The organism is Nocardia aurea (assembly GCF_003123685.1).
Classification (GTDB): Bacteria; Actinomycetota; Actinomycetes; order Mycobacteriales; family Mycobacteriaceae; genus Nocardia; species Nocardia aurea.
On record NZ_QCYJ01000175.1, the window covers coordinates 81097 to 104700 of the forward strand.

Annotated in this window: 21 protein-coding genes; 6 read left to right on the forward strand and 15 right to left on the reverse strand. The window is 68.2% G+C overall.

Features of this window, described 5'->3' with window-relative positions:
• Positions 1 to 201: 201 nt before the first annotated feature.
• A complete protein-coding gene (locus tag DAT37_RS42965) occupies positions 202 to 1266 on the forward strand; it encodes an NAD(P)H-dependent amine dehydrogenase family protein (RefSeq protein ID WP_109530723.1) in 1065 nt (354 codons plus the stop codon).
• A 22-nt stretch (positions 1267 to 1288) separates the two neighbouring features.
• Here the strand turns inward: DAT37_RS42965 and DAT37_RS42970 are convergent, their stop codons facing one another.
• The 7 genes from DAT37_RS42970 to DAT37_RS43000 all read right to left on the reverse strand — a co-directional run bounded on the left by DAT37_RS42970 (position 1289) and on the right by DAT37_RS43000 (position 7912).
• Complete coding sequence (locus tag DAT37_RS42970; RefSeq protein ID WP_109530724.1) at positions 1289 to 2479, reverse strand: acyl-CoA dehydrogenase family protein; 1191 nt, start codon at positions 2477 to 2479, stop codon at positions 1289 to 1291.
• A complete protein-coding gene (locus tag DAT37_RS42975; protein ID WP_109530725.1) occupies positions 2476 to 3714 on the reverse strand; it encodes a CoA transferase in 1239 nt (412 codons plus the stop codon). Before DAT37_RS42975 ends, DAT37_RS42970 begins: the two co-directional genes overlap by 4 nt.
• Positions 3711 to 4163 carry a MaoC family dehydratase gene (locus tag DAT37_RS42980; protein WP_109530726.1) on the reverse strand — a complete coding sequence of 151 codons (453 nt, stop codon included), beginning with the start codon at positions 4161 to 4163 and terminating at the stop codon, positions 3711 to 3713. The genes DAT37_RS42975 and DAT37_RS42980 overlap by 4 nt, the downstream gene beginning before the upstream one ends.
• Before the next feature lie 2 nt (positions 4164 to 4165).
• A complete protein-coding gene (locus tag DAT37_RS42985) occupies positions 4166 to 5377 on the reverse strand; it encodes an acetyl-CoA C-acetyltransferase (protein WP_109530727.1) in 1212 nt (403 codons plus the stop codon).
• Complete coding sequence (locus DAT37_RS42990) at positions 5370 to 6251, reverse strand: hypothetical protein (RefSeq protein WP_109530728.1); 882 nt, start codon at positions 6249 to 6251, stop codon at positions 5370 to 5372. Before DAT37_RS42990 ends, DAT37_RS42985 begins: the two co-directional genes overlap by 8 nt.
• Positions 6248 to 6976 (reverse strand): 3-oxoacyl-ACP reductase FabG, encoded by a 729-nt coding sequence (gene fabG / locus DAT37_RS42995; RefSeq protein WP_109530729.1) that lies wholly within the window; start codon positions 6974 to 6976, stop codon positions 6248 to 6250. Before fabG ends, DAT37_RS42990 begins: the two co-directional genes overlap by 4 nt.
• A 114-nt stretch (positions 6977 to 7090) precedes the next feature.
• Positions 7091 to 7912 (reverse strand): mycofactocin-coupled SDR family oxidoreductase, encoded by an 822-nt coding sequence (locus DAT37_RS43000; protein WP_109530730.1) that lies wholly within the window; start codon positions 7910 to 7912, stop codon positions 7091 to 7093.
• Positions 7913 to 8282: 370 nt separating this feature from the next.
• Between DAT37_RS43000 and DAT37_RS43005 the strand changes: the two genes are divergently transcribed.
• From DAT37_RS43005 to DAT37_RS43015, 3 genes are all read left to right on the forward strand, one after another.
• The gene (locus tag DAT37_RS43005) at positions 8283 to 9092 is read left to right on the forward strand and encodes an NAD(P)-dependent oxidoreductase (RefSeq protein WP_109530731.1); all 810 of its coding nucleotides are present in this window, start codon (positions 8283 to 8285) and stop codon (positions 9090 to 9092) included.
• A 24-nt stretch (positions 9093 to 9116) separates the two neighbouring features.
• Positions 9117 to 10637 carry a coniferyl aldehyde dehydrogenase gene (locus DAT37_RS43010; RefSeq protein ID WP_109530732.1) on the forward strand — a complete coding sequence of 507 codons (1521 nt, stop codon included), beginning with the start codon at positions 9117 to 9119 and terminating at the stop codon, positions 10635 to 10637.
• 87 nt (positions 10638 to 10724) lie between these two features.
• Positions 10725 to 12395 (forward strand): acyl-CoA synthetase, encoded by a 1671-nt coding sequence (locus DAT37_RS43015; RefSeq protein ID WP_109530733.1) that lies wholly within the window; start codon positions 10725 to 10727, stop codon positions 12393 to 12395.
• Between the two features lie 62 nt (positions 12396 to 12457).
• Here DAT37_RS43015 and DAT37_RS43020 read toward each other — a convergent pair whose 3' ends face one another.
• Entirely contained in the window at positions 12458 to 13648 is a 1191-nt protein-coding gene (locus tag DAT37_RS43020; protein WP_109530734.1) for an acyl-CoA dehydrogenase family protein, read from the reverse strand.
• A gap of 170 nt (positions 13649 to 13818) precedes the next feature.
• Between DAT37_RS43020 and DAT37_RS43025 the strand changes: the two genes are divergently transcribed.
• Together DAT37_RS43025 and DAT37_RS43030 are read left to right on the forward strand one after the other, a co-directional pair.
• The gene (locus DAT37_RS43025; protein ID WP_109530821.1) at positions 13819 to 14328 is read left to right on the forward strand and encodes a DoxX family protein; all 510 of its coding nucleotides are present in this window, start codon (positions 13819 to 13821) and stop codon (positions 14326 to 14328) included.
• A 6-nt stretch (positions 14329 to 14334) separates the two neighbouring features.
• The gene (locus tag DAT37_RS43030; RefSeq protein ID WP_109530735.1) at positions 14335 to 15834 is read left to right on the forward strand and encodes a class I adenylate-forming enzyme family protein; all 1500 of its coding nucleotides are present in this window, start codon (positions 14335 to 14337) and stop codon (positions 15832 to 15834) included.
• A 62-nt stretch (positions 15835 to 15896) separates the two neighbouring features.
• Here the strand turns inward: DAT37_RS43030 and fdxA are convergent, their stop codons facing one another.
• The 7 genes from fdxA to DAT37_RS43070 all read right to left on the reverse strand — a co-directional run bounded on the left by fdxA (position 15897) and on the right by DAT37_RS43070 (position 23549).
• On the reverse strand, positions 15897 to 16241 hold the full coding sequence (fdxA, locus tag DAT37_RS43035; protein WP_109530736.1) for a ferredoxin: 345 nt from the start codon (positions 16239 to 16241) through the stop codon (positions 15897 to 15899).
• A gap of 42 nt (positions 16242 to 16283) precedes the next feature.
• Positions 16284 to 16880, reverse strand: coding sequence for a TetR/AcrR family transcriptional regulator (locus DAT37_RS43040; RefSeq protein WP_109530737.1), 597 nt, complete (start codon positions 16878 to 16880; stop codon positions 16284 to 16286).
• A 215-nt stretch (positions 16881 to 17095) separates the two neighbouring features.
• Positions 17096 to 17518: a PaaI family thioesterase gene (locus DAT37_RS43045; RefSeq protein ID WP_109530738.1), complete on the reverse strand. Its 423-nt coding sequence runs from the start codon at positions 17516 to 17518 to the stop codon at positions 17096 to 17098.
• Positions 17515 to 20430, reverse strand: a complete 2916-nt coding sequence (locus DAT37_RS46610; protein ID WP_408637498.1) for an AMP-binding protein — start codon at positions 20428 to 20430, stop codon at positions 17515 to 17517. The genes DAT37_RS43045 and DAT37_RS46610 overlap by 4 nt, the downstream gene beginning before the upstream one ends.
• On the reverse strand, positions 20420 to 21904 hold the full coding sequence (locus DAT37_RS43060; protein WP_109530739.1) for a class I adenylate-forming enzyme family protein: 1485 nt from the start codon (positions 21902 to 21904) through the stop codon (positions 20420 to 20422). Before DAT37_RS43060 ends, DAT37_RS46610 begins: the two co-directional genes overlap by 11 nt.
• The gene (locus tag DAT37_RS43065; protein ID WP_109530823.1) at positions 21904 to 22749 is read right to left on the reverse strand and encodes an enoyl-CoA hydratase/isomerase family protein; all 846 of its coding nucleotides are present in this window, start codon (positions 22747 to 22749) and stop codon (positions 21904 to 21906) included. The genes DAT37_RS43060 and DAT37_RS43065 overlap by 1 nt, the downstream gene beginning before the upstream one ends.
• On the reverse strand, positions 22746 to 23549 hold the full coding sequence (locus DAT37_RS43070; RefSeq protein ID WP_109530740.1) for an enoyl-CoA hydratase/isomerase family protein: 804 nt from the start codon (positions 23547 to 23549) through the stop codon (positions 22746 to 22748). Before DAT37_RS43070 ends, DAT37_RS43065 begins: the two co-directional genes overlap by 4 nt.
• Between the last annotated feature and the right edge of the window lie 55 nt (positions 23550 to 23604).

Here is a 23604-nt window from a genome sequence, read left to right on the forward strand (position 1 = left end):
TCCTGGGGTGCCCGTGGGTATCCCGGACGATATCAACCGATGTTCGCGCGCGTGCCGCGTCGGTGGTCGGCAACCGGTCGACGGCCGTTCCGGCTCGGTCGAGCGCGTCGGCACGCCGATCGCTCCCCACGGCAACGGCCGGATCGGACAGGTTTGCCAAAGTGTCTACGGAGATTTACTGTAGAGATTACAGTACGATCTATGGCAACTATTCGTACTTCTCCCCTCCGCGTCGTGCAATGGACGACTGGCAATGTCGGTAGGCAGTCGGTGCGGAGCATCGTGGCGCACCCGGACCTCGAACTCGTCGGGTGCTACGCGTGGTCGCCGGACAAGGTCGGCAGAGACGTCGGCGAACTGTGCGATCTCGGCCCGGTGGGCGTCGCCGCCACCGACGACGTCGCCGCGTTGCTGGCACTGAAACCCGATTGCGTCGTCTACAACCCGATGTGGATCGACGTCGAGGAATTGGCGGGCATCCTCGCAGCAGGTATCGACGTCGTCACCACCGCGGCCTTTGTCACCGGGCATTCGCTCGGCGCGCAGCGACGGGCCCGCATCGTCGAGGCGTGCGCGAAAGGCGGGTCGTCGATTTTCGGCTCGGGTATCAATCCAGGATTCGTAGATCTGCTCGCCATCGTCGCCGCGGGTGGTTGTGAGCGGATCGATAAGATCACCGTCACCGAGGAAGCCGATATCAGCGGCTACGATTCGCCTGCCACCGAACTGCCCGTCGGCTTCGCGCGACCGATCGATGACCCCGAGTTGCCGGCGATGACCGCGAAGGCCACCGAGGTGTTCATCGACGCGGTCGAGTTGATCGGCGACGCGCTCGGCATCGAATTCGACGAGATCGTCTGCGAACCGGAGTACGCGAAGACCACTCACGACGTCGACCTCGGATCGTGGACCATCGCCGCCGGATGCGTGGCCGGGATCGCGGCCAGCTGGCACGGGAAGGTGGGCGGGCGCAGCATCGTGGAATTGCGCACCGTCTGGCGCAAAGGCCAGACCCTGGAACCGGATTGGCCGATCGATACCGGCCATCGCATCAAGGTCGACGGCTGTCCCACGATCGCGCTGCGGCTCGACGTCACACCGCCGCCGGATTTCGTCGGCACCACGCTCAACGATTTCATGCGGCTGCCGATGATCCTGACCTCGATGCCCGCGATCAACGCGATCCCCAAGATTGTCGCCGCCGCGCCCGGCATCGTCACCTACGCCGATATCCTGCCGCTCCCGAGAGGGCTCGTGTCGCTGTGACCCGCACGAGCCCCGCTCGCGATCAGAGTCGGTAGTCGCGCAGCACGCCCTTGCTGATGATCCGCTTCTGGATCTCGCTGGTTCCCTCGCCGATCAACATGAAAGGCGCTTCGCGCATGAGGCGTTCGATCTCGTATTCGGTGGAATACCCGTAACCGCCGTGGATCCGGAAGCTGGCCTGGGTCACCTCGTTGCAGAACTCGCTCGCCAGATATTTCGCCATACCCGCGGCGACGTCGTTGCGCTGACCGGAATCCTTGAGCCGGGCGGCGTTGACCATCATCAGATGCGCCGCTTCGACTTTCGTCGCCATCTCGGCCAGGGAGAAGCCGATGGCCTGGTGTTCGACGATGGGTTTGCCGAAGGTCGAACGCTGCTGGGCGTAGCGGGCGCCGAGTTCGAAGGCGCGCAACGCGATTCCGCACGCGCGCGCGGCCACGTTGACCCGGCCGACCTCGATGCCGTCCATCATCTGTTTGAAACCGTTGCCGGGTGCGCCGCCGAGGATCGTGTCCGCGCCGGTGCGGTAGCCGTCGAACAGCATCTCGGTGGTGTCGACGCCCTTGTAACCCATCTTGTGGATCTTGCCGGGGATGGTGAGTCCCGGCGCGACCTCGCCGTAGCCGGTGGGCTTCTCCAGCAGGAAGGCGGTGAGGTTGTCGTGGGCGCGCTCGTGGCCCTCGTCGGTGCGTACGAGCACGGCGACCACCGTCGAGGTGGAACCGTTGGTGATCCACATCTTTCGGCCGTCGAGGGTGTAGTCGCCCGACTCGTCGCGGACCGCCTTGGTGCGGATGGCCGCCACGTCGGAGCCGAGTTCGGGTTCCGACATCGAGAACGCGCCGCGCACCTCGCCGGTGGCCATGCGGGGCAGGAAATGCCGCTTCTGTTCCGGGGTGCCGTGTCGGTCGATCAGATACGCGAGGATGAAATGGGTGTTGATCACCCCGGAGACGCTCATCCAGCCGCGCGCGAGTTCCTCCACGCACAGCGCGTAGGTGAGCAGTGATTCGCCGAGACCGCCGTATTCCTCGGAGATCATGAGCCCGAACAGGCCCATTTCCGCCATCCGGTCGACGATCGCCTGCGGGTAGGTGTCGGCGTGCTCGAGTTCCTGGGCGTTGGGGATGATCTCCTTGTCCACGAAAGTGCGTACCGTGGCGAGGATTTCGGTCTGGACCTCGGTCAGGCCCAGTGTTTGTGCGAGTTTCACGAGGTGATCCGTTCCGGAGAGTCGGTGGCCACGGTGCCGCGGCCGCGCAGTTCGGCGATGGCCTCCTCGGCCAGGGTGAGGTCGTCGCGCAGGACGGCTTCGGTGTGTTCGCCCAGCCTCGGCGCCTTGCGGGCGGGAATATGGTTGCCGTCCACCGAGATCGGCGAGCCGGGTGCGAGGTAGTCACCGATCTCGGGCTGGTTCAGCACGCTGAACATCGGATTGGCGGTGACCCTGGCGTCGGCGGCGACCTCGCGGAAGCTGCGGTATCGATCCCACAGGATCGATACCGCGCCGAGCGCCTCGGTGATGTCGTCGGCGGAATGCTCGCGGAACCAGGTGGTGAACAGGCCCGTGAGGACATCGCGATGCCGGTAGCGGGCGCCCTCGTCGGAGAAATCCGCGTCGAGTGCGGCGGCCAGTGCCGAAACCACACGGGCGGTGCCGGTGACCTCGGTCAGATCGCGGAAATGCCTGCCCGTCAACGTGACGACCATGAACGCGACACCGTCGGCGCTGGTGAAATGCTGCCCGTACTGCCCGTAGATGGCGTTGCCGACACGCGGTCGGTCGGTCCCGTTGATCGCGGCCTCGGTGAGGAATCCGAGATTGCCCGCGGTCGCGAGGGCGACATCCTCGAGCGGCAGCACGATACGACTGCCCTCGCCGGTCGCCTCACGGTGGCGCACCGCCGCCGTGATCGCCAGCGCGGCGTACAGGCCGCACGCCACATCCCACACCGGGACGACGTGATTGATCGGGCCGTCGTGTTCGGGTGGTCCCGTGACGAGCGGAAAGCCGACGGCCGCGTTGACCGTGTAGTCGACCGCCGTCGACCCGTCGGCGCGGCCGGGGATCTCCAGGTGGATCAGATCCGGCCGCCGTTTCGCCAGCGCGTCGTATCCGTGCCAGGCGCGGCCCGCCGCGTTGGTGAGCAGAATCCCGCCGTTCGGCCCGCTCTCGGTGATCACCCGCGCGACCAGTTCCTGCCCGGCCGGTGCGCGCAGATCGGCGACCAGCGAGCGCTTGCCCTTGTTCAGCCCGGTCCAGTAGATGCTCGCGCCGGTCTCGGTGAGCGGCCACCGGTGACAATCGGCCGCTCCGCCGATCGGATCGATCCGGATCACCTCGGCGCCCAACTGCGCCAACGTCATTCCGGCCAGGGGTGCGGCGACGAAACTGGAGATCTCGACGATACGCAGACCGGCCAGCGGTCGCGCCGCGCCGCCGGTCACAGGTTCACCACCGTGATGGTCTCGGCGACCAGGGCGGGTTTGTCCTGCCCCTCGTTCTCGATGACCCACCGCACGGTCAGCTGACCGCGCTCCTTCTCCAGGCGGAATTCCCCCAGGGTCGCGCTCGCGCGGATCCTGGTACCGGCGCGCACCGCGGTCGGGAATCGAACCTTGTTGCTGCCGTAATTGATTCGGGACGATCCGAAATCGATGGCGTAGATGTCGCGGCCGAGGAACGGGATCATCGACAGCGTCAGGTACCCGTGCGCGATGGTCGCGCCGTAGGGGCCGTCGGCGGCGCGTTCGGGGTTCACGTGGATCCACTGGTCGTCGCCGGTGCTCTCGGCGAAACCGTCGATCCGGGACTGGTCGATCGTGAACCACGGTCCCGGACCGAGGGTTTCGCCGATCGCCTCGGACAGTTCGTCCACCGAGGTGAAGGTCCGCATGGTCACACCACCCTCTCGAAGATCGCGGCGAGACCCTGGCCGCCGCCGATGCACATCGTCTCCAGTCCGTAGCGGCTCTGGCGGGTGTGCATCTCCCTGGCGAGGGTGGCCAGCATTCGTCCGCCGGTCGCGCCGACCGGGTGGCCGAGGGAGATGCCGGAGCCGTGCACATTGGTGCGTTCCAGATCGGCCTCGCCGAATTTCCACTCCCGCATGACGGCCAGCGCCTGCGCGGCGAACGCCTCGTTCAATTCGATCAGGTCGATATCGGCCAGGGTGAGCCCGGCGCGCTGCAAGGCGGCCTCGGTGGCGGGCACCGGACCGATCCCCATGCTGTCGGGCGCAACACCGGCCACCGCCCACGAGGTCAGCGCGACCAGCGGCGTGAGTCCGAGTTCGTCGGCCTTGTCCCGCGTGGTCACCAGGCACATCGCGGCGGCGTCGTTCTGGCCGCTGGAATTGCCCGCGGTCACGGTGGACTCCGGATCGATTTTCGCCCGAACGGGTTTCAACGCCGCGAGGGATTCGAGGGTGGTGTCGGCGCGGGGGTGTTCGTCGGTGTCCACGATCGTCTCGCCCGTGCGGGACGACACCGTCACCGGGATGATCTGTTCGGCGCTCGCCCCGCTCTGCGCGGCGGCTACGGCGCGTCGATGCGAGGTCACCGCGAGCCGGTCCTGTTCCTCGCGGGGAATCGAGTACGCGCGCCGCAGGTTCTCGGCGGTCTCGAGCATTCCGCCCGGGACCGGATAGTGCCGCCCGCCCGCGGTTTCGCGGCCCCTGGCCAGGCCGTCGTGCACGCGCACACCGCCGCGGGCGCCGCCCCACCGCATATCGAGCGAGTAGAAGGGAACGTTGCTCATACTTTCCGCGCCACCGGCGACCACCACGTCGTTCGCGCCGCTGGATACCTGCATGACGGCCTGGATGACCGCCTGCAACCCCGAACCGCAGCGCCGGTCGATCTGCATACCACCGACGGTCACCGGCAGGCCCGCGTCGAGCGCGATCACGCGCCCGATGGCGGGCGCCTCGCTGTTGGGATAGCAATGCCCGAGGACGACGTCCTCGACGACATCGGGGCTGATTCCGGTGCGCGCCAGCAGCCCTCGCAGGGCGGTGACCCCGAGATCGACGGCGGACAGCGATCGGAACTGCCCGCCGTACCGTCCGATCGGGGTGCGGACGGGTTCGCAGATCACTACTTCACGCATGGATTCGGTCTCCAGGAAAATCGGCGGTCAGAACCGTGTGTTCGACGGGCTTGTCGGCGTCTCCGCTCACGACGGCCACCGAGAGATCGGCGTCGGCGGCGTCGCCGCGGCGGATCCGGGCGGGCTCGGGGCAGAACAGCGGGGCGAGGTTGCGGTGCCGCAAACGGACGGGTGTGGCGTCGGGTCGCTCCGCGCGGAGGGTCTCGGCCAGCGCCAAGGTCATCAGTGGCCCGTGCACCACCAGTCCCGGATAGCCCTCGACGCCGGTCGCGTAGGGCCAGTCGTAGTGGATGCGATGCGGATTGGCGGTCGCGGCGCTGAAACGCATCAACACCGTGGGGTCGGTGCGCAACTCCCACTCCCACTCCCGCAGTCGCCGCAGTGGCGCGCCGACCGGTTCGATCGGGGGCGGGAACTCCGGCGCGGTCCGGCCCGGACCTGCCTCGCGGTAGATCAGGTTCTGGCGTTCGACCACGGCGGCGGTGTCGCCGTCAGCGTAGAGCCGGATCTCGACGTCGACGACGACGAGTGAACCGCTGCGTCCGGTCTTGGGCGTCACCGAGACCACGCGCGCCTCGCGCCGCACCGTCGACCCGATCGTCACCGTGCCGTCGAAACGCACGTCACCACCGGCGAACATGCGGCGCGGCAAGTCCACCGGCGGAAGGAAAGTTCCGCGCGCGGGATGCCCGTCCGGCCCGATCGCCGAGGACATGGGCCAGCGGGCCAGCGCGGCCCAGTGCCACAGCGGCGGCAGCGGATCACCGGCGGCGAGCGGCGGCGCACCCGAATCGAGTACCGCGCTCAGCGCGGCCACCGGCGTGGGATCGACGTATTCCTCGGTGACGACGGTGTGCGGTTCCCACTCGCTCACATGAACCGCCCGCCGGTCACTTCCAGCGTGGTGCCGGTCATATAGGAGGACAGGTCCGAGGCCAGGAAGAGCGCGACGTTCGCGACCTCCTCGGGTTCGCCCGCGCGCGTCATCGGGATCTCGGCCATCTTCTGATCCCAGACGTGCTGGGGCATCGCCGTGGTCATGGGCGAGCGGATCAGGCCGGGCTGGATCGCGTTGACCCGCACGCCGTATCGAGCGGTCTCCTTGGCCGCGGCCTTGGTCAGGCCGATGATGCCCGCCTTGGCCGCCGAATAGTTGGTCTGGCCCGCCATACCGACCTTGCCCGAGAGCGAGGAGATGTTGACGATGCTGCCGCGCTGCTGTTCGCGCATGATCGCCGAGGCCAGCCGGGTGCCGTGCCAGGTGCCCTTCAGGTGGACCGAGATCACCTGGTCGAAATCCTCTTCGCTCATCTTGCGCATGGTCGCGTCGCGGGTGATTCCCGCGTTGTTGACCATGACGTCGACCGAACCGAATTCGGTGCGTGCGGTGTCGAGCAGCGCGGAGACATCCACCGCGCTGGTGACATCGCACCGCACCGCACGTGCCACCTCGGAGCCGAGGGTCTCGCGCGCGGTTCCGGGATCCAGGTCGCCGACCACGACGCGCGCGCCCTCGCGCACGAACGCCGCGGCGATGGCGAGTCCGATGCCCTGGGCACCGCCGGTGACGACCGCGACCCGGCCCTCGAGAAGTGACATGTGCGAATATCCTTTCCGCGTTTGCCGCCCACTCGACGCCGAGTGCGCGCTGTCGGCCGCGAGCGGACGCGGTCGGGACCGAGGGCCGCCGACCGCGTCCCGCGCGGCCGGAGATCAGTACTGGGTCGAACCCAGATCCACCGAGATCTGGGTGGCCGTGATGTAGCGCGATTCGTCGCTCGCGAGCCAGGTGACGGTGTCGGCGATGTCCTCCGCCTCGGCGATCCAGGCGGGCAGGAACGGCGTGGTCATATTCGCCAGCTGCGGATTGGTTTCCAGCGCCCGGCCGAGGGCGGCCACCATGTCACCGCTGCCCATCGGCGTGTTGACCGCGCCGGGATGCACGCTGTTGACGCGGATATCGTGTTTGCCGAGTTCGGCGGCCAGGCCGCGCGCCATTCCGGTGACGGCGTGCTTGCTGGCCGTGTAGTGCACCATGAAGGGCTGCATCTTCACTCCGGCGGCAGAGCTGATCAGGATGATGGAGCCGCCGCGCCCGCCGTCGATGATGTGCTGCGCGCCCGCGATGACGGTGTTCCAGGTGCCGGTGACATTGACATCCATCACGTCGCGGAAGGATTCGGGCGTGATGACGTTCCACGGCTCCGGAATGCAGATTCCGGCGTTGGCCACGATGACGTCGAGCCGTCCCAGGGTCGCGACGCCCTCGTCCACCACCTTGCGTAGGCCGTCCAGATCCCTCGTGTCCACCGTGGAGGTGAGGATGCGTCGACCGGTCGCCTCGACCAGGCGGGCGGTTTCGGCGAGATCGTCGGGCGTGGCCGAATCGTAGGGCACCGCTTCGGGGAGCGGGCCCGCGATGTCGACGGCGATGATGTCGGCGCCGTCGGTCGCCATGCGCACAGCGTGCGCGCGCCCCTGACCTCGTGCCGCCCCCGTGATGAATGCCACCCTGTCCGTGAGTCGGCCGGTCACATGTGCTCCTCGTGTGTGTCGAGCGTCGGTTATCGCTGAGATGTCGGACGCGGTGACCGGAAGGCGATCTGTCCCGAGGCGATGCGCGGAACAGGAGAAGTGCCTATCGTATTAGATATGGTAAGCACAACGGTAACCTTCCGGAATGTAACTTTATGGTGTTGACGACCTCGCGGCAAGGTGTGCCGCGAGGTCGTATTCCAACCTAGTCGTACCAGTTCGCGTGTGGGCGAGGGAAACTCCCCGTGCCACTGTCCTGATCTTGTGTCCGCTGTTACAGTTGCCATTACTGGATGGTTCTCTGTTCGTGGCTTGCCCCCGTGTGGACGCGGCGGTGGACCCGGGCTGATCGCGAAGAAGGAGTGCGCGGATGTCGCAGGTCGTCGGGTTTGTCGGGGCCGGGCAGATGGGCGAACCGATGGTGGTCCGGCTGGTGCGGGCCGGTTTCCGGACGGTGGTGTTCGCGCGACGGGAGCCGGTGCGCGAGCGCCTACGCGCCGAGGGGGCCGAGGTCGTCGACTCGGCGGCCGAGGCCGCCGCCGTCGCGGATGTGGTCATCGCCTGCCTGTTCTCCGATGCCCAGTTGGTCGAGGTGCTCGGCGGACCGGAGGGTGTGCTCGCCAAAGCCCGCCCCGACGCCGTGGTGGTCTCGCACACGACCGGCACGGTCTCGACCGTGCAGGATCTGGCGGCGTTCCGTCCCGACGGCCCGACCCTGCTCGACGGACCGGTCAGCGGATCGGCGGAGGATATCGCCGCGGGAAAGCTGACCGTGCTGCTCGGCGGCCCGGCCGATCCGGTCGAGGCGGTGCGCCCGGTCCTGGCCTCCTACGCCGAAACCATCATCGGCACCGGCGCGCTCGGCAGCGCGCTCGGCGTGAAGCTGGTGAACAACGCGCTGTTCGCGGCGAACGCGCAACTGGTCGCGGTGGCCGCGGAGGTCGGGCGCAAGCTGGGAATCGAGGACGGGCAATTGCTGCGCGCGTTGTCGGTGGCCAGCGGGCGGAGCTACGCGGCCGACTCCATTCTGCGTACCGGCGGTTTCGCGAAATTCGAACAGCTCGCCGCGCCCTTCCTTCGCAAGGATGTGGCGGCGTGCGTCGCCGCCACTGCCGATCTCGGCATCGATCTCGGCCGGCTCGCCGCGGTCATCAACGAAGGCCCGTTCGATCTCAGCTGAGTTGCACCGGAGAGATATCACCCCATGGACGCCACAACCGCCGAACAGCCCGTCGAACACGACCGGCCGCGCGAAGAATCCACCGATCCCGCCGAACTGGCCGCCATCCTGGCATCGCAGCGCGCCGCCTTCCTGAAGGAGGGGCCGCCCTCGGCCGCGGTGCGGCGCAACCGCATCGATCGCCTGCTGGCCATGGTGCTGGACAATATCGATGACTACGTCGACGCGATGGGGCGGGATTTCGGCACCCGTTCGCGCACCGGCACGTTGTTCGCCGAGATCACCGGCATGCTCACGGCGTTCGAGCACACCCGTTCGCACACGGCGAAGTGGATGCGCGCCACGAAGGTCAGCCGGGTGTCGCGACTGTTCGGGGTCCGGGTGGAAGTACAGCCGGCGCCACTGGGGGTCGTCGGGATCATCGGACCGTGGAATTTCCCGCTGCAACTCGTCGTCGTTCCCGCGGCGTCGGCCTTCGCGGCGGGCAATCGGGTGATGATCAAGATGTCGGAGATCACCGCGCACACCGCGGAACTCACGCGGACTCTGGCCGCGAGATATTTCGACCCCGACGAACTCGCCGTGGTGACAGGCGGCGCCGATATCGGCGCGGCGTTCACCCGCCTGCCGTTCGACCACCTGTTCTTCACCGGTTCGACCGGGGTGGGCCGGGCGGTGCAGCGCGCCGCCGCCGAGAACCTGGTGCCGGTCACCCTCGAACTCGGTGGGAAGAACCCGGTGGTGGTCGCACCCGACGCCGACATCGCCCACGCGGCGGGCCGGATCGCCCGGGCGCGCATGGTCAACGGCGGACAGGTCTGCGTCTGTCCCGACTATGTCTTCGTGCCGGAGGATCGCGTCGACGGTTTCGTCGACGCGCTACGCGAACAGTTGCGCGGGATGTTCCCCACCATCGTGTCCAACACCGACTACACCGCCTCGGTGAACCAGGCCAACTACGAGCGCGTGCTCGCTCTCGTCGACGAGGCCAGGGAACTGGGCGCGCGGGTCGAAACGATCGCGCCCGAGGGGGAGGCGCTGCCCGACGCCGCCGCGCGCAAGATCGCGCCGACGCTGGTGCGCGGTGTGACCGACGATATGCGGATCGCCTCCGAGGAGATCTTCGGCCCGGTGCTGATCATTCGTCCGTACAAGGCGCTCGACGAGGTCATCGACCACGTGAACGAGCGGCCCGCGCCGCTGGTCGCCTACTGGTTCGGACCGGATCGCGCGGATTTCCGCCGGTTCGTCGGCCGCACCCGCAGCGGCGGCATCGCGCGCAACGAGTTCGCCATCCACATGTTCGCCGAGGAAGCGCCCTTCGGCGGCGTCGGCCATAGCGGCATGGGCGCCTACCACGGCAAAACCGGTTTCGACACCTTCAGCCATCGGCGCACCGTCGCCGGTACCGACCTGCCGTTGGCGATCACCGGAATCGCCGCCCCGCCGTTCGGGCGCGGCACCGAGCGAATGATCGATTTCGCGCTGCGTTCCGCGCGCAGGCGCAACCGGCGTCGGGTGCGGGGGCGACTGCCCGGCGCGTGAATCGAATACGCGCACATCCGACCGCCACGTCCATCACCCTGTAGAACCCAGCCTGCGCCGCGCGCGGCAGAAGACCGAGGAGTCACGTTGTCCCCTTCCGCGACCGGGTCCGAACCATCGCAATTCACGCTCATCGGCGCCGCCGACGCCGCCGCGGCCGCGCTGCCGGATCGGGATCTCATCGTCCAGGGCGATCGACGCCACACCTACGCCCAGATCGCCGAACGGTCCAAGCGCCTCGCCGCGTACCTGCATTCCCGGGGACTCGGCGCGCATACCGAACGCGCGACACTCGACAATCACGAGGTCGGCCAGGACCTGCTCGGCATCTACGCCTACAACGGCAACGAATTCGTCGAAAGCCTGCTCGGCGCGTTCCGGTCGCGGGTCGCGCCGTTCAATGTCAACTATCGCTACGTCAAGAACGAACTCCAGCATCTGCTGGCCGATGCCGGGGCGACCGCGCTGGTCTATCACGCGACATTCGCGCCCCGGGTCGCCGAGATCCGCGCCGAACTGCCCGAATTGCGGGTACTGATCCAGATCGCGGACGATTCCGGCAACAAATTGCTCGACGGCGCGGTCGATTACGAGACGGTGATCGCCGCCACCGAACCGGACCCGATACCCGTACAACCCTCGCCCGACGATCTGTATGTGCTCTACACCGGCGGTACGACGGGGATGCCGAAGGGGGTGCTGTGGCGTCAGCACGACATCTACATGGCGGCCTGCGGCGGCGGGAATGTCAGCACCGGGGACACGGTGGGTTCCTACGAGGAGATAGAAGCGCGCGCCGCCGAGAACCCCGGGGTCAAACTCATGCTGCTGCCGCCGCTGATCCACGGGGCGGCGCAGTGGGCGGTGATGACCGCGATGACGACCGGCCAGACCGTCGTGCTGTCGTCGGTGCTCGATCGCGTCGACGGCGAGGAGATCGTGCGCGCCATCGAACGCGAGAAGGTCGCGATCGCGATCGTCGTCGGTGACGCCATGGCACGTCCCCTGCTCGCCGCGGTCCGCGAGACCGGGGCGGACGTGTCCTCGCTCGCGGCGCTGGCCAACGGCGGCGCGATCCTGAGTCCGACGGTCAAACAGCAGTGGATCGAGGCGATTCCGGGCCTGGCGGTACTCGACGGCGTCGGGTCGTCGGAGACCGGGACGCAGCTGCACCACGTGTCGGCGGCGGGTTTCGTCTCGACCGGAACCTTCACGGCGGGCACCGATACCAGGGTGGTCGCCGAGGATCTGGGCACCGTGCTCGACGCGGGTCACGAAGGACTCGGCTGGCTCGCGAAGCGCCGGTTCACACCGTTGGGCTACAAGGGCGACCCCGTCAAGACCGCGGCGACGTTCCCGGTGATCGACGGTGTGCGCTACGTGCTGCCCGGTGACCGCGCGCGTCACCTGGAGAACGGCAATATCGAACTGCTGGGCCGCGACGCCGTCACGATCAATTCCGGCGGCGAGAAGATCTTCGCCGAGGAGGTCGAAGTGGCGATCTCCTCGCATCCGGCCGTCGCCGACGTCCTCGTCGTCGGTCGCCCGAGCGAACGCTGGGGGCAGGAGGTCGTCGCGGTCGTGGAACTCGTCGAAGGCCACAGCGCCGACGCCGCCGAATTGATCGGGCACGCCGCCGCTTCCATCGCCCGGTACAAACTGCCCAAGGCGGTCGTCTTCCGTCCCGCGATCAGCCGCAGCCCCGCGGGCAAGGCCGACTACCGTTGGGCGCGTGAGCAGGCTGTCGCCGCTGACTGATCGTCGCGTCTGCGAAAAGAGGCCCTACCGGCGTACCGGTAGGGCCTCTTTGTTCGTCCCGCTCACCTCGACCGCGACGAACCCCTGGCCTTGCGTACCAGACCACCGCCGATGATCAGCCGCTGGATCTCGCTGGTGCCCTCGTACAGGCGCAGCAGTCGCACGTCACGGTAGATCCGCTCCACCGCGACGTCGCGCATGTAGCCGGTGCCGCCGTGCACCTGCACCGCGAGATCGGCGACATCGCCCGCCATCTCGGTGCAGAACAGTTTCGCGACCGAGGGCGCGACGCGCTTGTCTTGCCCGGACACCCATTTCGCCGCCGCGTCGCGGACCAGCGCACGGCCCGCCATGACCCCGGTCTGCATATCGGCCAGCATCGCCTGCACCAGCTGGAATTCCCCGATCGGCGTGCCGCCCTGGGTGGCGGACGCGGCGTAGGCCACCGATTCGTCGAGGGCGCGCTGCGCGGTGCCGACCGCCAGCGCGGCGATATGCACCCGGCCGCGGGCCAGCGAGGTCATCGCCGCGCGGTAGCCGATGTCCTCGGCGCCGCCGACCAGCGCGTCGCCGCCGACGCGCACGTCCTGGAACCGCACCTGCGCGGTCCACGCGCCTTCCTGGCCCATCTTCCGATCCTTGGGGCCGACCTCGATGCCCGGTGTGTCGGCCGGAACCAGGAAAACCGCTATGCCCGCGCCGTTCTCGTCGGCGGGGCGGGTGCGCGCGAAGGTGACGAACAGGTCGGCCACCGGCGCGTTGGTGATGAAACGCTTCTCGCCGTTGATGATCCAGTCCTCGCCCGACCGGGTCGCGGTGCTGCGCAACGAACCCGGATCGGAACCGGCGCCCTCCTCGGTCAGCGCGAAGGAGGCGACCACGGACCCGGAGGCGATGTGCTCGAGCCATCGCGATTTCTGTTCCTCGGTGCCGAAGCCGACCAGCACCTGCCCGGCGATGCCGTTGTTGGTGCCGAACATCGAGCGCAGGGCGAGGGTCGTGTAGCCGAATTCCATCGCGAGTTCGACGTCCTGGGCGAGATCCAGTCCGAGCCCGCCCCACTCCTGGGGGATGGCGTAGCCGAACAGGCCCATCGCCTTGGCCTGTGCCACGATCTCGTCCGGCATCCGGTCCTGCTCGGCGATCTCGCGCTCCCGCTCGACGACGGTTCGGACGAATGTCCTGGTCTGGGCGAGGATCTCGCGGAAATCCTCGGCGGTTACCGCGTCGCCGACGGCGGACGGACTCGTCATGGCATGGCCTCCTCGTATCTGCGGGCGCTCGGTCGGGCTCCGGTGCGTTCCCTTGACCACAGCCTCGGGTTGTATAACATTACTGTAATGCTAGCGGTATGGATTACGGGAGTGGCTTGCCGCTCCGTTCGGTCGACCGGATCCTCCCATTCGGATCGGAGGTCGCGACGATGAACGCCGTCGACATCGGTCTGCTGATCCTGCGCGCACTGCTGGGGCTCACCCTGGCCGCGCACGGATACGCCAAATTCTTCTCCGGCGGACGGATCGCGGGCACGGCGTCGTGGTTCGACAGTATCGGGATGACACCGGGTCTGTTGCACGCGCGGCTCGCGGCGAGCAGCGAAGTCGGCTTCGGCCTCGCGCTCGCGGCCGGCCTGCTCACACCGCTGGCCGCCGCCGGATTCGTCGCGCTGATGCTGGTCGCGGGGTGGACCGTGCACCGGGCCAACGGATTCTTCATCGTGCGCGACGGCTGGGAGTACAACCTGGTGCTCGCGGTCGCGGCGGTGGTGGTGGCCACGCTCGGCCCCGGTGCGATCAGCGTCGACGATCTGCTCCTCGGTTCGGACCGGATCGACGGCGCGCTGGGCTTCGGCGTCGCGCTCGGTCTCGGCCTGGCGGGCGGGATCGGGCAACTCGCACTCTTCTACCGGCCCGCGCCCGCGAACGAAGCGTGAAGCAGCATGGACGACCCCACGACACAGAACAACGACGCGGCAACGGGATTCGCGGACCGACTCGCGGCGCGACTGCACGCCTACGGTGACCGGCCATGTATCGAATTCGAGCGGCGCTGGTATTCCGGTGACGACATCACCGCCTACATCCGCGACACGGCGCGCGCGCTCGACCTGGCCGGGGTGTCGACCACCGAGCGGGTCGGGGTCGTCGTGCGCAACCGGCTGCCGCACGCGGCGGTCGTGCTCGGCTTCATCACCGAGAGCCGTCCGGTCGCGATGATCAACAGCTATCAGTCCGATCGGGCCATCGCCCGCGACGTCGAACAATTGCGGCTGAGCGCGGTGATCGCCGACCGGCGGGACTGGACCCCGGCCGTGGTGGCCGCGTGCGAGCGGGCGGGCAGCGTCGGGGTGGCGCTGTCGCTGGACCCGCCCCGCGTCGAGACCGTCGTCGCCGGTGATCGCGCACGCGCGCCGGAACCGGCCGTACCCGGCCTGCATATCCTGACCAGCGGAACCACCGGCCCGCCCAAACGTCTGCCGATCCCGCTGCCCGCGCTCGCGCACACCGTGCGCAGCATGACCGGCGGCGCGACCGAGGCGCCGCCCGACGATCCGCCCGAACTGGTCTTCTGGCCCTTCGGCAGTATCGGCATCTGCCAGCTGCTCGCCGCCCCCTTCCTCGGCAAACGCATGGTCCTGCTGGAGAAGTTCAGCGTCGAGGAATGGGTGCGGGCGGTCAAGACCTACCGGATCGCCCGCACCGGCGTGCAGCCGACGATCGTGCGCATGCTGCTGGAAGCCGATGTGGCGCGCGAGGATCTGGCCTCGCTGACCTCCCTGCCCGGCGGCTCGGGCCCGCTGGAACCGGAACTGCGCGAGGAATTCGAGCGGCGCTACGGCATTCCCCTGCTGTGGGCCTACGGCGCGACCGAATTCGCGGGTTCGGTCTGCGCGTGGACACCCGATCTGCACGAGCGCTTCGGCGCGACGAAACCCGGAAGCGTCGGCATGCCGCTACCCGGTGTCGAGATCAGGATCATCGATCCCGAGACCGGTTCCGAGGTGGACACCGGTACACGCGGACTCCTGGAGGGCAGGGTCGCGGTACTCGGCCCCGACTGGATCCGCACCACCGATCTCGCCTCGGTCGACGCCGACGGCTTCGTCTCGATCCACGGCAGGGCGGACGGCGCGATCAACCGCGGCGGATTCAAGATCCTGCCCGAAACCGTGCGCGCGGTGCTGCTCACCCACCCCGCCGTCCGCGACGCCTGCGTGGTCGGCGTACCCGACCGCAGACTCGGCCAGGTGCCGTTCGCCGCGATCGAACCACGCCGCGGCGAGCCGATCCCGTCGGAGACGGAACTGCGAGCGCTGGTCCGTGATTCACTGCCGAGCCACCACGTCCCGGTCGCCGTCGTCATCGTCGATCGGCTCCCACGCAACGCGGCGTTGAAGGCGAAGGTGGACGAGGTGGCGGCGCTCTACGTCGGAGAGTGAGGACGGTCGCCGGAAACTCACGCCGTGTGGATTCGCCAGGTGCCGATTCACGCCGCGACGATTCAGTCGGTGTCCACCCGGTAATCCCGCACGTAGTCCGTGTCGACTCCGATCGCGCCGACCGCCGTCGCGCCACCCGGGCTGCCGAGTGGAATCGTCCGGCCCGGCAGCGGTGCGCTGAAGAACCGGGCGTTCTCCGTGACGAACCGCTCCTGCCCGTAGGGGAGGTCGTCTTCGTAGTAGATCGCCTCGACCGGGCAGGCGGGCTCGCAGGCGCCGCAGTCGGTGCATTCGTCGGGCTGGATATACGCCATCCGATCACCGACGAAGATGCAGTCGACCGGGCACTCCTCGACGCAGGCCCGATCCGGGATGTCGACGCAGGCGGCGCCGATCACGAACGTCACGATGTTCTCCTCCGCTGTTCGGCCGCGGTTGTCGGCGTTCGCCTACGGCCGCGGTTGTCGGCGTTCGCCTTCGACCGCGCGGAGGAAGGATTCGATCAGTTCGATCGCCTCGTCGTGGACGGTGTCGACAGCGAAGGCTTCTTCCATCCGGAGGAAGCGCGAAATGCTGGACATCAGCAGGACCAGTGCGCCTGGGGTGTAGGTTTCGGCGGGTTTGCCGTAGTCGGCGAGGATTTTGGTGACGGCGTCGAGTTGGAGGGTTCGGAAGCGTCGCGAGGAGTCGGCGATCTCGGTGCGGATGGCTTTGCGGTGGTTGGCCAAGGCGACGAATTCCATGGTCAGCGCGGTGTGGGATTGGTCGTGGATGGCTTCCCACAGTGACCACAGTGGTTGGGGTGAGGCCAGCGCTTCGAGTTGGCGGTGGTAGCTGCGTTCGGCTCCGCGACGGAAGAGTTCGACGAACAAATTGTCCATATTGCCGAAGTAGTAGTGGTAGAGGGCGGAATTCGTCTCCGCCCGTGCCGCGAGGCGTCGGGTGCTGACCGCGGCGTAGCCCTCTTCTCGCATGATCTGCTCGGCGGCATCGAGGAGCGCGGTACGCGTCGGTGAGTCCTCATCGGAGCCACGGGCGGGCTTCATCGTGTGGCCTCCCGGATATGTGAGGCGCGAAGCCTGCGGTGTCGGTTGCGGCCCGGTTGCGCATGCGGCGGGTGAGCGAGTTTCGGGCGGATCCAGTCTATGGCCGCTCGGGGACCGGCTGTCGGGCGGGCGAGCGGGAGGTCGCGCGAAGTGCCCCACAGGAGTGAACCGGGTCACGTATCTCGGTTGATCACTCGAGTGGAGTGATCAACCGATTACCTTCCTGACATCGGGTTTCGCGGTCGATTCGCGAACTCGACCGTCGCGAAGTTCACCGTGGCCAGCGCCGCCAACTCGTTGCCGGGTATCTCGATCACCTCGACCTGCACGACGACCGACCGTTTGCCCGCGTGCACGATCCTGCTGACCGCGCGGGCCGCGCCACCGGTGATGGGGCGGAAATAGCGCACGCTCAGGTCGGAGGTGACCACGCCCGCGTTCGGTGGGCGGGTCTCCAGGGCGAGGGTGCCCGCCGCGATATCGGCGAGGGTCGCGATGAGGCCGCCCTGGAGACCGCCCGCCGTATTGACCACGTGCGGAGCCACCGGGAGTTCCCAGACCAGCGATCCGTCCGCGTCGCGTTCCTTGCGGTACCCGATGTGGTCGAACAGCCCGCTGATCTCCTGTATCGATGTCATGGTGTCGGCTCACTCCGTAGTTCGTCGGCCGCGTATCCCTTGCGGGACAGCAGATCGCGCAGGCCGTTGACGTCGACTTTGCCCGTCGACCCGCGCGGGATGCTCTCGTCGGATTCCAGCAGCAGCCAGATCGTCGGAATCTTGAACGCGCTGAGCAGATCTCGCGCGCCCGCGCGTATCCGCGCGGCGGTGGCGGCGCGATCGCACACCACCGCGGCGGCCACCTGATCGCCGCGTCCCGCGTCGACCGAGGTGACGAAGGCGTTCTCGACACCGGTGACGCCGCGCAGCGCCTTCTCCACCTCGCTCGGGTAGACCGTCGCACCGCTGACTTTGAACATGTCGTCGGAACGTCCGTGGTAAAAGAGGAATCCGGCATCGTCGAGCCTGCCGAGATCGCCGGTGCGATAGAAACCGTCCTCGGTGAGCAGGTCTTCGCGACTCCGCCCGCACATGCCGCGCAGCATATGCGGGCCGCGCAGCAGGATTTCGCCGATCGACCCGGTGGGAACGGGCGTGCCGTCGGCCGGGTCGGCGATACGCACCTGCATCCCGTCGAAGGGTTTACCGCAGCTTCCGAACGCGGATTCGGGCATATCGGTGTCGGCCGGGTAGCCGCTGTACGGGCCGAACGATTCCGTCATGCCGAACAGGTTGGCCCTGGCGCCGGGGCGGGCGCGGTGGTTCGCCGGCAGTAGGGCGTCCAGGCTGCCCGGGCGTAGCGCCGAGAGATCGGCGCCGATCGAATCCGCCTGGCGAGCCAGCGCTTCGGCCTGGTCCGGCCAGCCGCGGAACAGGGTGACGCGCTCGCGTTCCAGCAGACGCAACGTCGTCTCCGGGCCGGGAATCTCCTCGGTGACCAGGGTCGCGCCCGCCAGCAGCGCCGAGAGCACCCCGCCGCCGAATCCACCCACCCAGAAGAACGGCATCGGCAGATACAAGCGGGTGTCGCCGTCGATGCAGCGGCCCGCGAGCCCGGATCGTACCGCGCCGAAGGCGTTGCCGTGCGAGTGGATCACGCCCTTGGGCAGGCCACGGCTGCCGGAGGTGAACATGATGGTCAGCGGATCGGCGGCGGTGACGGTGGCGGCCGAACTCCGCGCGACCGCCGCGGCCTCCGGCGTGGCCGGCAGTCGTGCGGTGTGCTCGACGGTCCAGATCCGGCGCAGCGCGGGCAGTTCCGGGTGCAGGATCGTCGCGTCGTCGTCGGGCAGTGCCAGGGCGGCGCGCAATCCGTCCGCATAGCGGTGCCCACGGAATTCCTCGGCCGCTATGAGGGTCTGCACCGCGGCGACCCGCAGTTGAGCGATCAGTTCCGGGGTCTTGAGCAGGGTGCTGAGCGGAACGAGGACGGCGCCGATCCTGGTGAGGGCGATCGCGATCCGCACCCAGCCGATGCCGTTGGGCATGACCAGGCCGACCTTCGTGCCCGCGGCGATACCGGCCTCGATGAACGCGGCCGCCAAATGCTCTGTCGCGGTGTCGAGTTCGGCGTAGGTCAGGTGTGCCGTCGAGTCGATCACCGCGGGCTGCGCCGCGTTCGCGACGGCTCGCGAACGCACCAGTTCGTCGACGGTACGCGGAAGAACCGCTTCGGCCTCCCGGTCCTGCTCGGGCACCTGTGCCATGGAAAGCATCCGCCGCCGGGTGGTGTCGGAGTCGGAGATCTCCCGTGCCCGGGAATCGGTGATCCCGGTGCGAGCCTGCTCGCCTGGGCGGGGGGAGTCCTGGTTCTCGATCCGCGATCCGCGCTGCCCGAGGCCGTGGACCGACCCCTCGTCGTCGACCCGCACCAGATCGCCGGTGTGGAACCAGCCGTCGGCGTCGAAGCATTCCTCGCGGCCGCGCTTGTAGTAGCTCTGCATGACGTACGGGCCGCGAATACACAGTTCGCCGCTCTCGCCGACCGCCACCTCGTCGCCGGTTGTCGGATCGACGACGCGGACACCGAAGCCGGGCGCGGGTCTGCCGAAGGAACCGCGCTGATGCTCCGGTCGATCGGTCCCGTCGCCGCCGAGCAGCACGACGCCGCCCGCCTCGGTCGAACCGGGCCGATCGGGGAGTGCGCTTTGCGGATCGAAGGTGATTCCGAGCGGATCGAGGGTCGCGCCGCCCGTGTCGACGGCGGTCGAACAGTGCAGGGTCGCTCCGGCCATCAGCGTCGCGAGCAGTCCGGAGGCGAAACCGCCGATCGAGTGGAACGGTGAGTCGCGGAACAGGACGTCGGTCTCGCTCACGCCGCGAATGTCGTTGAGGCTCGCCTGATGGTCCAGGAGGGCGCCGTGGGTGTGCACCGCGCCCTTCGGCGCTCCGGTCGAACCGCAGGTGTAGACGACGGCGAGCGTATCCGCCGGGGCGACATCGTCTTCCGAGGCGGTGAGCAGCGCCTCGTCCACCGAATCGGCGAGGTGGTCCAGGTCGGCGATATCGCGGACTCGGTCACGGGTACCGGTTCGGTAGCTGATCGCGATATGGCGTAATTGCGGAACCGTCGCACAGAGCAGGCGATCACCGGCCGCGAATCCGAGTTCGGTGACCACCTCGGTCAGCTGCCGTACATAGTCGTGGGATCGATAGGCGTCGGCTGCCAACAGGATTCGGATATCGGCGTCGATCAACCGCTCACGCAGTTCGACGGTGGTGGCGACCGTCGAGAAGGGGACGACCACCGCGCCGATCCGCGCGGCCGCGAGCGCGCCGACGACGAAATCGACGCCATCGGGATACAGCAACCCGATGTGGGTTCCTTTCCCGACGCCGAGCGCGATGAGTCCCCGGGCCAGCCGCGCCGAAAGCCGTTGCGCGGTGGCGTAATCGAGCTGCTCGTCATCGCAGATCAACAACGGATGATCGGGACGGGTCCGCGCGTGCTCGCGCAGGACGCGGGCCACGGTGCGGGATTCATCGGACATGATCGCCTCGAACCGACGAGGTGGCTTCGGTGAAATGACGTCGGACCGCGGTCAGATCCGCTTTGCCGGACGGGGTGCGCGGAATGGCGTCGACGATCGCTATCTCGGTCGGGATCTCGTAGCGAGCCAGCACGGTACCGAGATAGTCGACCAGGTCGTGGGAAGCGGCCGAATGCCCGTCGCGTAATTCCACCAGCGCCACCGGTGTCTCGCCGAGCCGTTCGTCGGGCCGGGCGACCACGGCCGCGCCGCGCACCGACGGATGGCTCTCCAGTGCGCCGCGCACATCGTCGGGCATGATCTTGAATCCGCCGCGGATGATCGCCTGATCGGCGCGGCCGAGGATGTAGAGGAATCCGTCGGCGTCGATCCGCGCGATGTCGGTCGTGCGGATCCAGTCCGCCTCCGGCCCGAGTTGTCCCGGTTTCACCTCGAGCAGACCGGTCTCGTCGGTCTGCACCACGGCGCCGTCTTCGTCGACGACACGCAGCTGTGCTCCTCCGCTCGCGCGGCCGACGCTGCCTCGCTTGGCATTCCAGTACTTCCGGTGGTCGGGTAGCGTCCAGCCCGCGACGCCGCCGCCGAATTCCGTCGCGGCGTAGGAGGTCAGCACGGGGATGCCGAATTTCTCGGAGAAGGCGTCGGCGTCCGCGGCCGACAGCGGTGCGGTGCCCGACGTGGCGACGCGCACGCCGTCCAGGTCCGCGCTGTCGAGGTCCGAGTGCAGCACCATACGAAGGGCCGCGGGTACCAGCGACACCGCGGCGGGCCGATGCTTGCGCACCGCCGCCGCCCAGCGGTCGAGTTCGAATCGCGGCAGGAAGACGAAGGGGCGAGCCTCGGTGACGCATTGCAGGATTCGGAAGACCCCGCCGATGTGGACCAGCGGCGCGTTGACGATCGCGACACCTCGACGTGGTTGCGTCGGGGACGGCGACCGGTCGGGATCGGGGCCCATCACGGAGCGGGCCAGCATGTCGTAGGTGATGTCGACCCGTTTGGGCGGACCGGTCGTGCCCGAGGTCAGCATGCGCACCGCGACGCCGGAAAACGCCGCATCGGAAATGTTTTCGGATGGACCGACCGAGGGTTCGGCACCGAGATCGGTGATCGTCAGCGTCGCCGTGCCCGACCCGGGCGTGACCAGTGCGGCGAGGTCGTCGGGGCCGCCGACGATCAGCGGCAGGCGCAGCGCGGCGATATCGGCGCGGGTCCGGTCGTCGCCACGCGACGGGTTGATCACCACGACGGTACCGCCGCCGAGCAGCACGCCCAGCAGGGCGGCCACATGTTCGGGCCGATTGCGCAGCAGGATGCCGACCTGGCGCGGCGCTCCCATCCGCGCGTGGACGCGGTGCGCCAGATCGCCGAGCGCGCGCCACGAATACCAGATGTCGTCGTATTCGAGCGCGGGCGCGCCCGGCTGGAGCGCGAGCACCTCGGCGATGCGGCGACTCAGGGAATGAGCGGTCATCAACGGATCCTCGGTTCGGTCGGGACAGCGCGCCCGTCCGCGTCGTTCGCGGCGGCCGCCAGTTCGGCTGTGGCGATCGGATTGCCCAAGCGGGTGTAGATGAGTCCGTGGTCCATCGCGGCACGGTAGGGCATGTCGAGCGATTCCCAGATCGCCTTGACGGTGCCCTGCGTCGCCGCGGGCGGTTTGGCCGCGATGGTCGCCGCGATCTCGTGCGCGCGTGCCCAGAGTTGTTCGCGCGCGACGACTTCCGAGACCAGGCCGATGCGCAGCGCGGTCTCGGCACTCACGCGTTCGTCGTTACCCATGAGCGCGATGCGCAGGGTCTCACCGAGACCGACGCGGCGCATGAGTCCCACCGGTTCCAGCGCGCTGACCAGTCCGGCCGACACGTGGGAGTCGAAGAAGGTGGCCTCCCGCGAGCAGATCACCACGTCGGCCTCGTTGACGAAATAGAACGCGCCCGCCGTGCACATGCCCTGCACGGCACACACCACCGGCTTCCACATCTTCTGCCATTTGGGGCTGAGCGCCTCGCCGGGATCGTCGTGGTGCCACACGCTCGACGGTTGCCCGTAGGGCGTCTTGATGTCCAGACCGGCGCTGAAGGCCCGATCGCCCGCCGCGCGCAGCACCACGGCGTGCACAGAGTCGTCGAGCTTGAGCAGATGCCAGGCCTCGCGTATCTCCTCGCACATCACGCGGTTGAAGGCGTTGAGCCGATCCGGCCGGTTCAGGGTGATGGTGGCGACCCGATCGATCTCGTTCGTCTCCACGATGATCGTCTCGAAACCGGTCACGTTCGCCGCTTCCACTTCCGCATCGGGCCTGCCCCCCGCACTCATCGGCACTGCCAATCCGGTGTCCGCTTCTCGACGAAGGCCTTGGGGCCTTCGAGCGCGTCCTCGGTGCGGGTGACGCGTTCACGGAAGGATTCGGCCAGCATCTCGGCTTCGTGCAGCGGCACGTCGAGTCCCTTGATGATCGCCAGCCGCGTGCCCCGAACAGCCAGTGGGGCATTGGAATTGAGGATGTCGCCGATCTCGTGCGCGCGCTCGAGCAGACGTTCGTGCTCGACCACCTCGGTGACCATGCCCAGTTCGTAGGCGCGCTGGGCGCTCATCCGCTCGTGCTTGCCCATCAGGGCCATGCGCAACGCGACCGTGCGCGGCAGCACCCGCGCCAGCCGGACCACCTCCCGGCCCGCGACCAGCCCGATGCTCACGTGCGGATCGAAGAAGGTGGCCTTGTCCGAGGCGATGACGATATCGCCGGTGGTCACCCAGTCCAGGCCCGCGCCGCAACAGATTCCGTTGACGGCGACCAGGATCGGTTTGGTCATGCTGCGGAACGGCGGGGTGCCCTCCTGGGGCGCCTCCCACTGTTCGTAGCTGGACAGGTACGGCCGTTCGTTGAGTACCTTGCCGTCACCGGGGATCGCCTTGACGTCGGCGCCGGTGCAGAAGGCGCGGCCGTTGCCGGTGACGACCAGCAGCCAGACCTTGTCGTCGTTCTCGGCTTCGGCGTAGGCGGCGCGCAGCTCGGTGATCATATGCGGACTGAGCGCGTTGAGGGCGTCGGGGCGGTTCAGCGTGATGGTCGCCGTATGCCCGTCGACCTCGTATCCGATGGTGTCGAACGGCATCGTTGTTCCTCCTGGGCCGGGCCGTGCCTGAACCTTACTGTTATATGTACAGTAG

Bases quoted from the DNA above. Each gene is read 5' to 3' on its own strand.
- DAT37_RS42980 (WP_109530726.1), bottom strand. From the start codon at position 4,163: ATGCGGACCTTCACCTCGGTGGACGAACTGTCCGAGGCGATCGGCGAA.
- DAT37_RS43070 (WP_109530740.1), bottom strand. From the start codon at position 23,549: ATGCCGTTCGACACCATCGGATACGAGGTCGACGGGCATACGGCGACC.
- fabG (WP_109530729.1), bottom strand. From the start codon at position 6,976: ATGTCACTTCTCGAGGGCCGGGTCGCGGTCGTCACCGGCGGTGCCCAG.
- DAT37_RS43025 (WP_109530821.1), top strand. From the start codon at position 13,819: ATGAACGCCGTCGACATCGGTCTGCTGATCCTGCGCGCACTGCTGGGG.
- DAT37_RS43010 (WP_109530732.1), top strand. From the start codon at position 9,117: ATGGACGCCACAACCGCCGAACAGCCCGTCGAACACGACCGGCCGCGC.
- DAT37_RS43045 (WP_109530738.1), bottom strand. From the start codon at position 17,518: ATGACATCGATACAGGAGATCAGCGGGCTGTTCGACCACATCGGGTAC.
- DAT37_RS42985 (WP_109530727.1), bottom strand. From the start codon at position 5,377: ATGCGTGAAGTAGTGATCTGCGAACCCGTCCGCACCCCGATCGGACGG.
- DAT37_RS43005 (WP_109530731.1), top strand. From the start codon at position 8,283: ATGTCGCAGGTCGTCGGGTTTGTCGGGGCCGGGCAGATGGGCGAACCG.
- DAT37_RS43040 (WP_109530737.1), bottom strand. From the start codon at position 16,880: ATGAAGCCCGCCCGTGGCTCCGATGAGGACTCACCGACGCGTACCGCG.
- DAT37_RS46610 (WP_408637498.1), bottom strand. From the start codon at position 20,430: ATGTCCGATGAATCCCGCACCGTGGCCCGCGTCCTGCGCGAGCACGCG.
- DAT37_RS43020 (WP_109530734.1), bottom strand. From the start codon at position 13,648: ATGACGAGTCCGTCCGCCGTCGGCGACGCGGTAACCGCCGAGGATTTC.
- DAT37_RS43060 (WP_109530739.1), bottom strand. From the start codon at position 21,904: ATGACCGCTCATTCCCTGAGTCGCCGCATCGCCGAGGTGCTCGCGCTC.
- DAT37_RS43030 (WP_109530735.1), top strand. From the start codon at position 14,335: ATGGACGACCCCACGACACAGAACAACGACGCGGCAACGGGATTCGCG.
- DAT37_RS43065 (WP_109530823.1), bottom strand. From the start codon at position 22,749: ATGAGTGCGGGGGGCAGGCCCGATGCGGAAGTGGAAGCGGCGAACGTG.
- DAT37_RS42965 (WP_109530723.1), top strand. From the start codon at position 202: ATGGCAACTATTCGTACTTCTCCCCTCCGCGTCGTGCAATGGACGACT.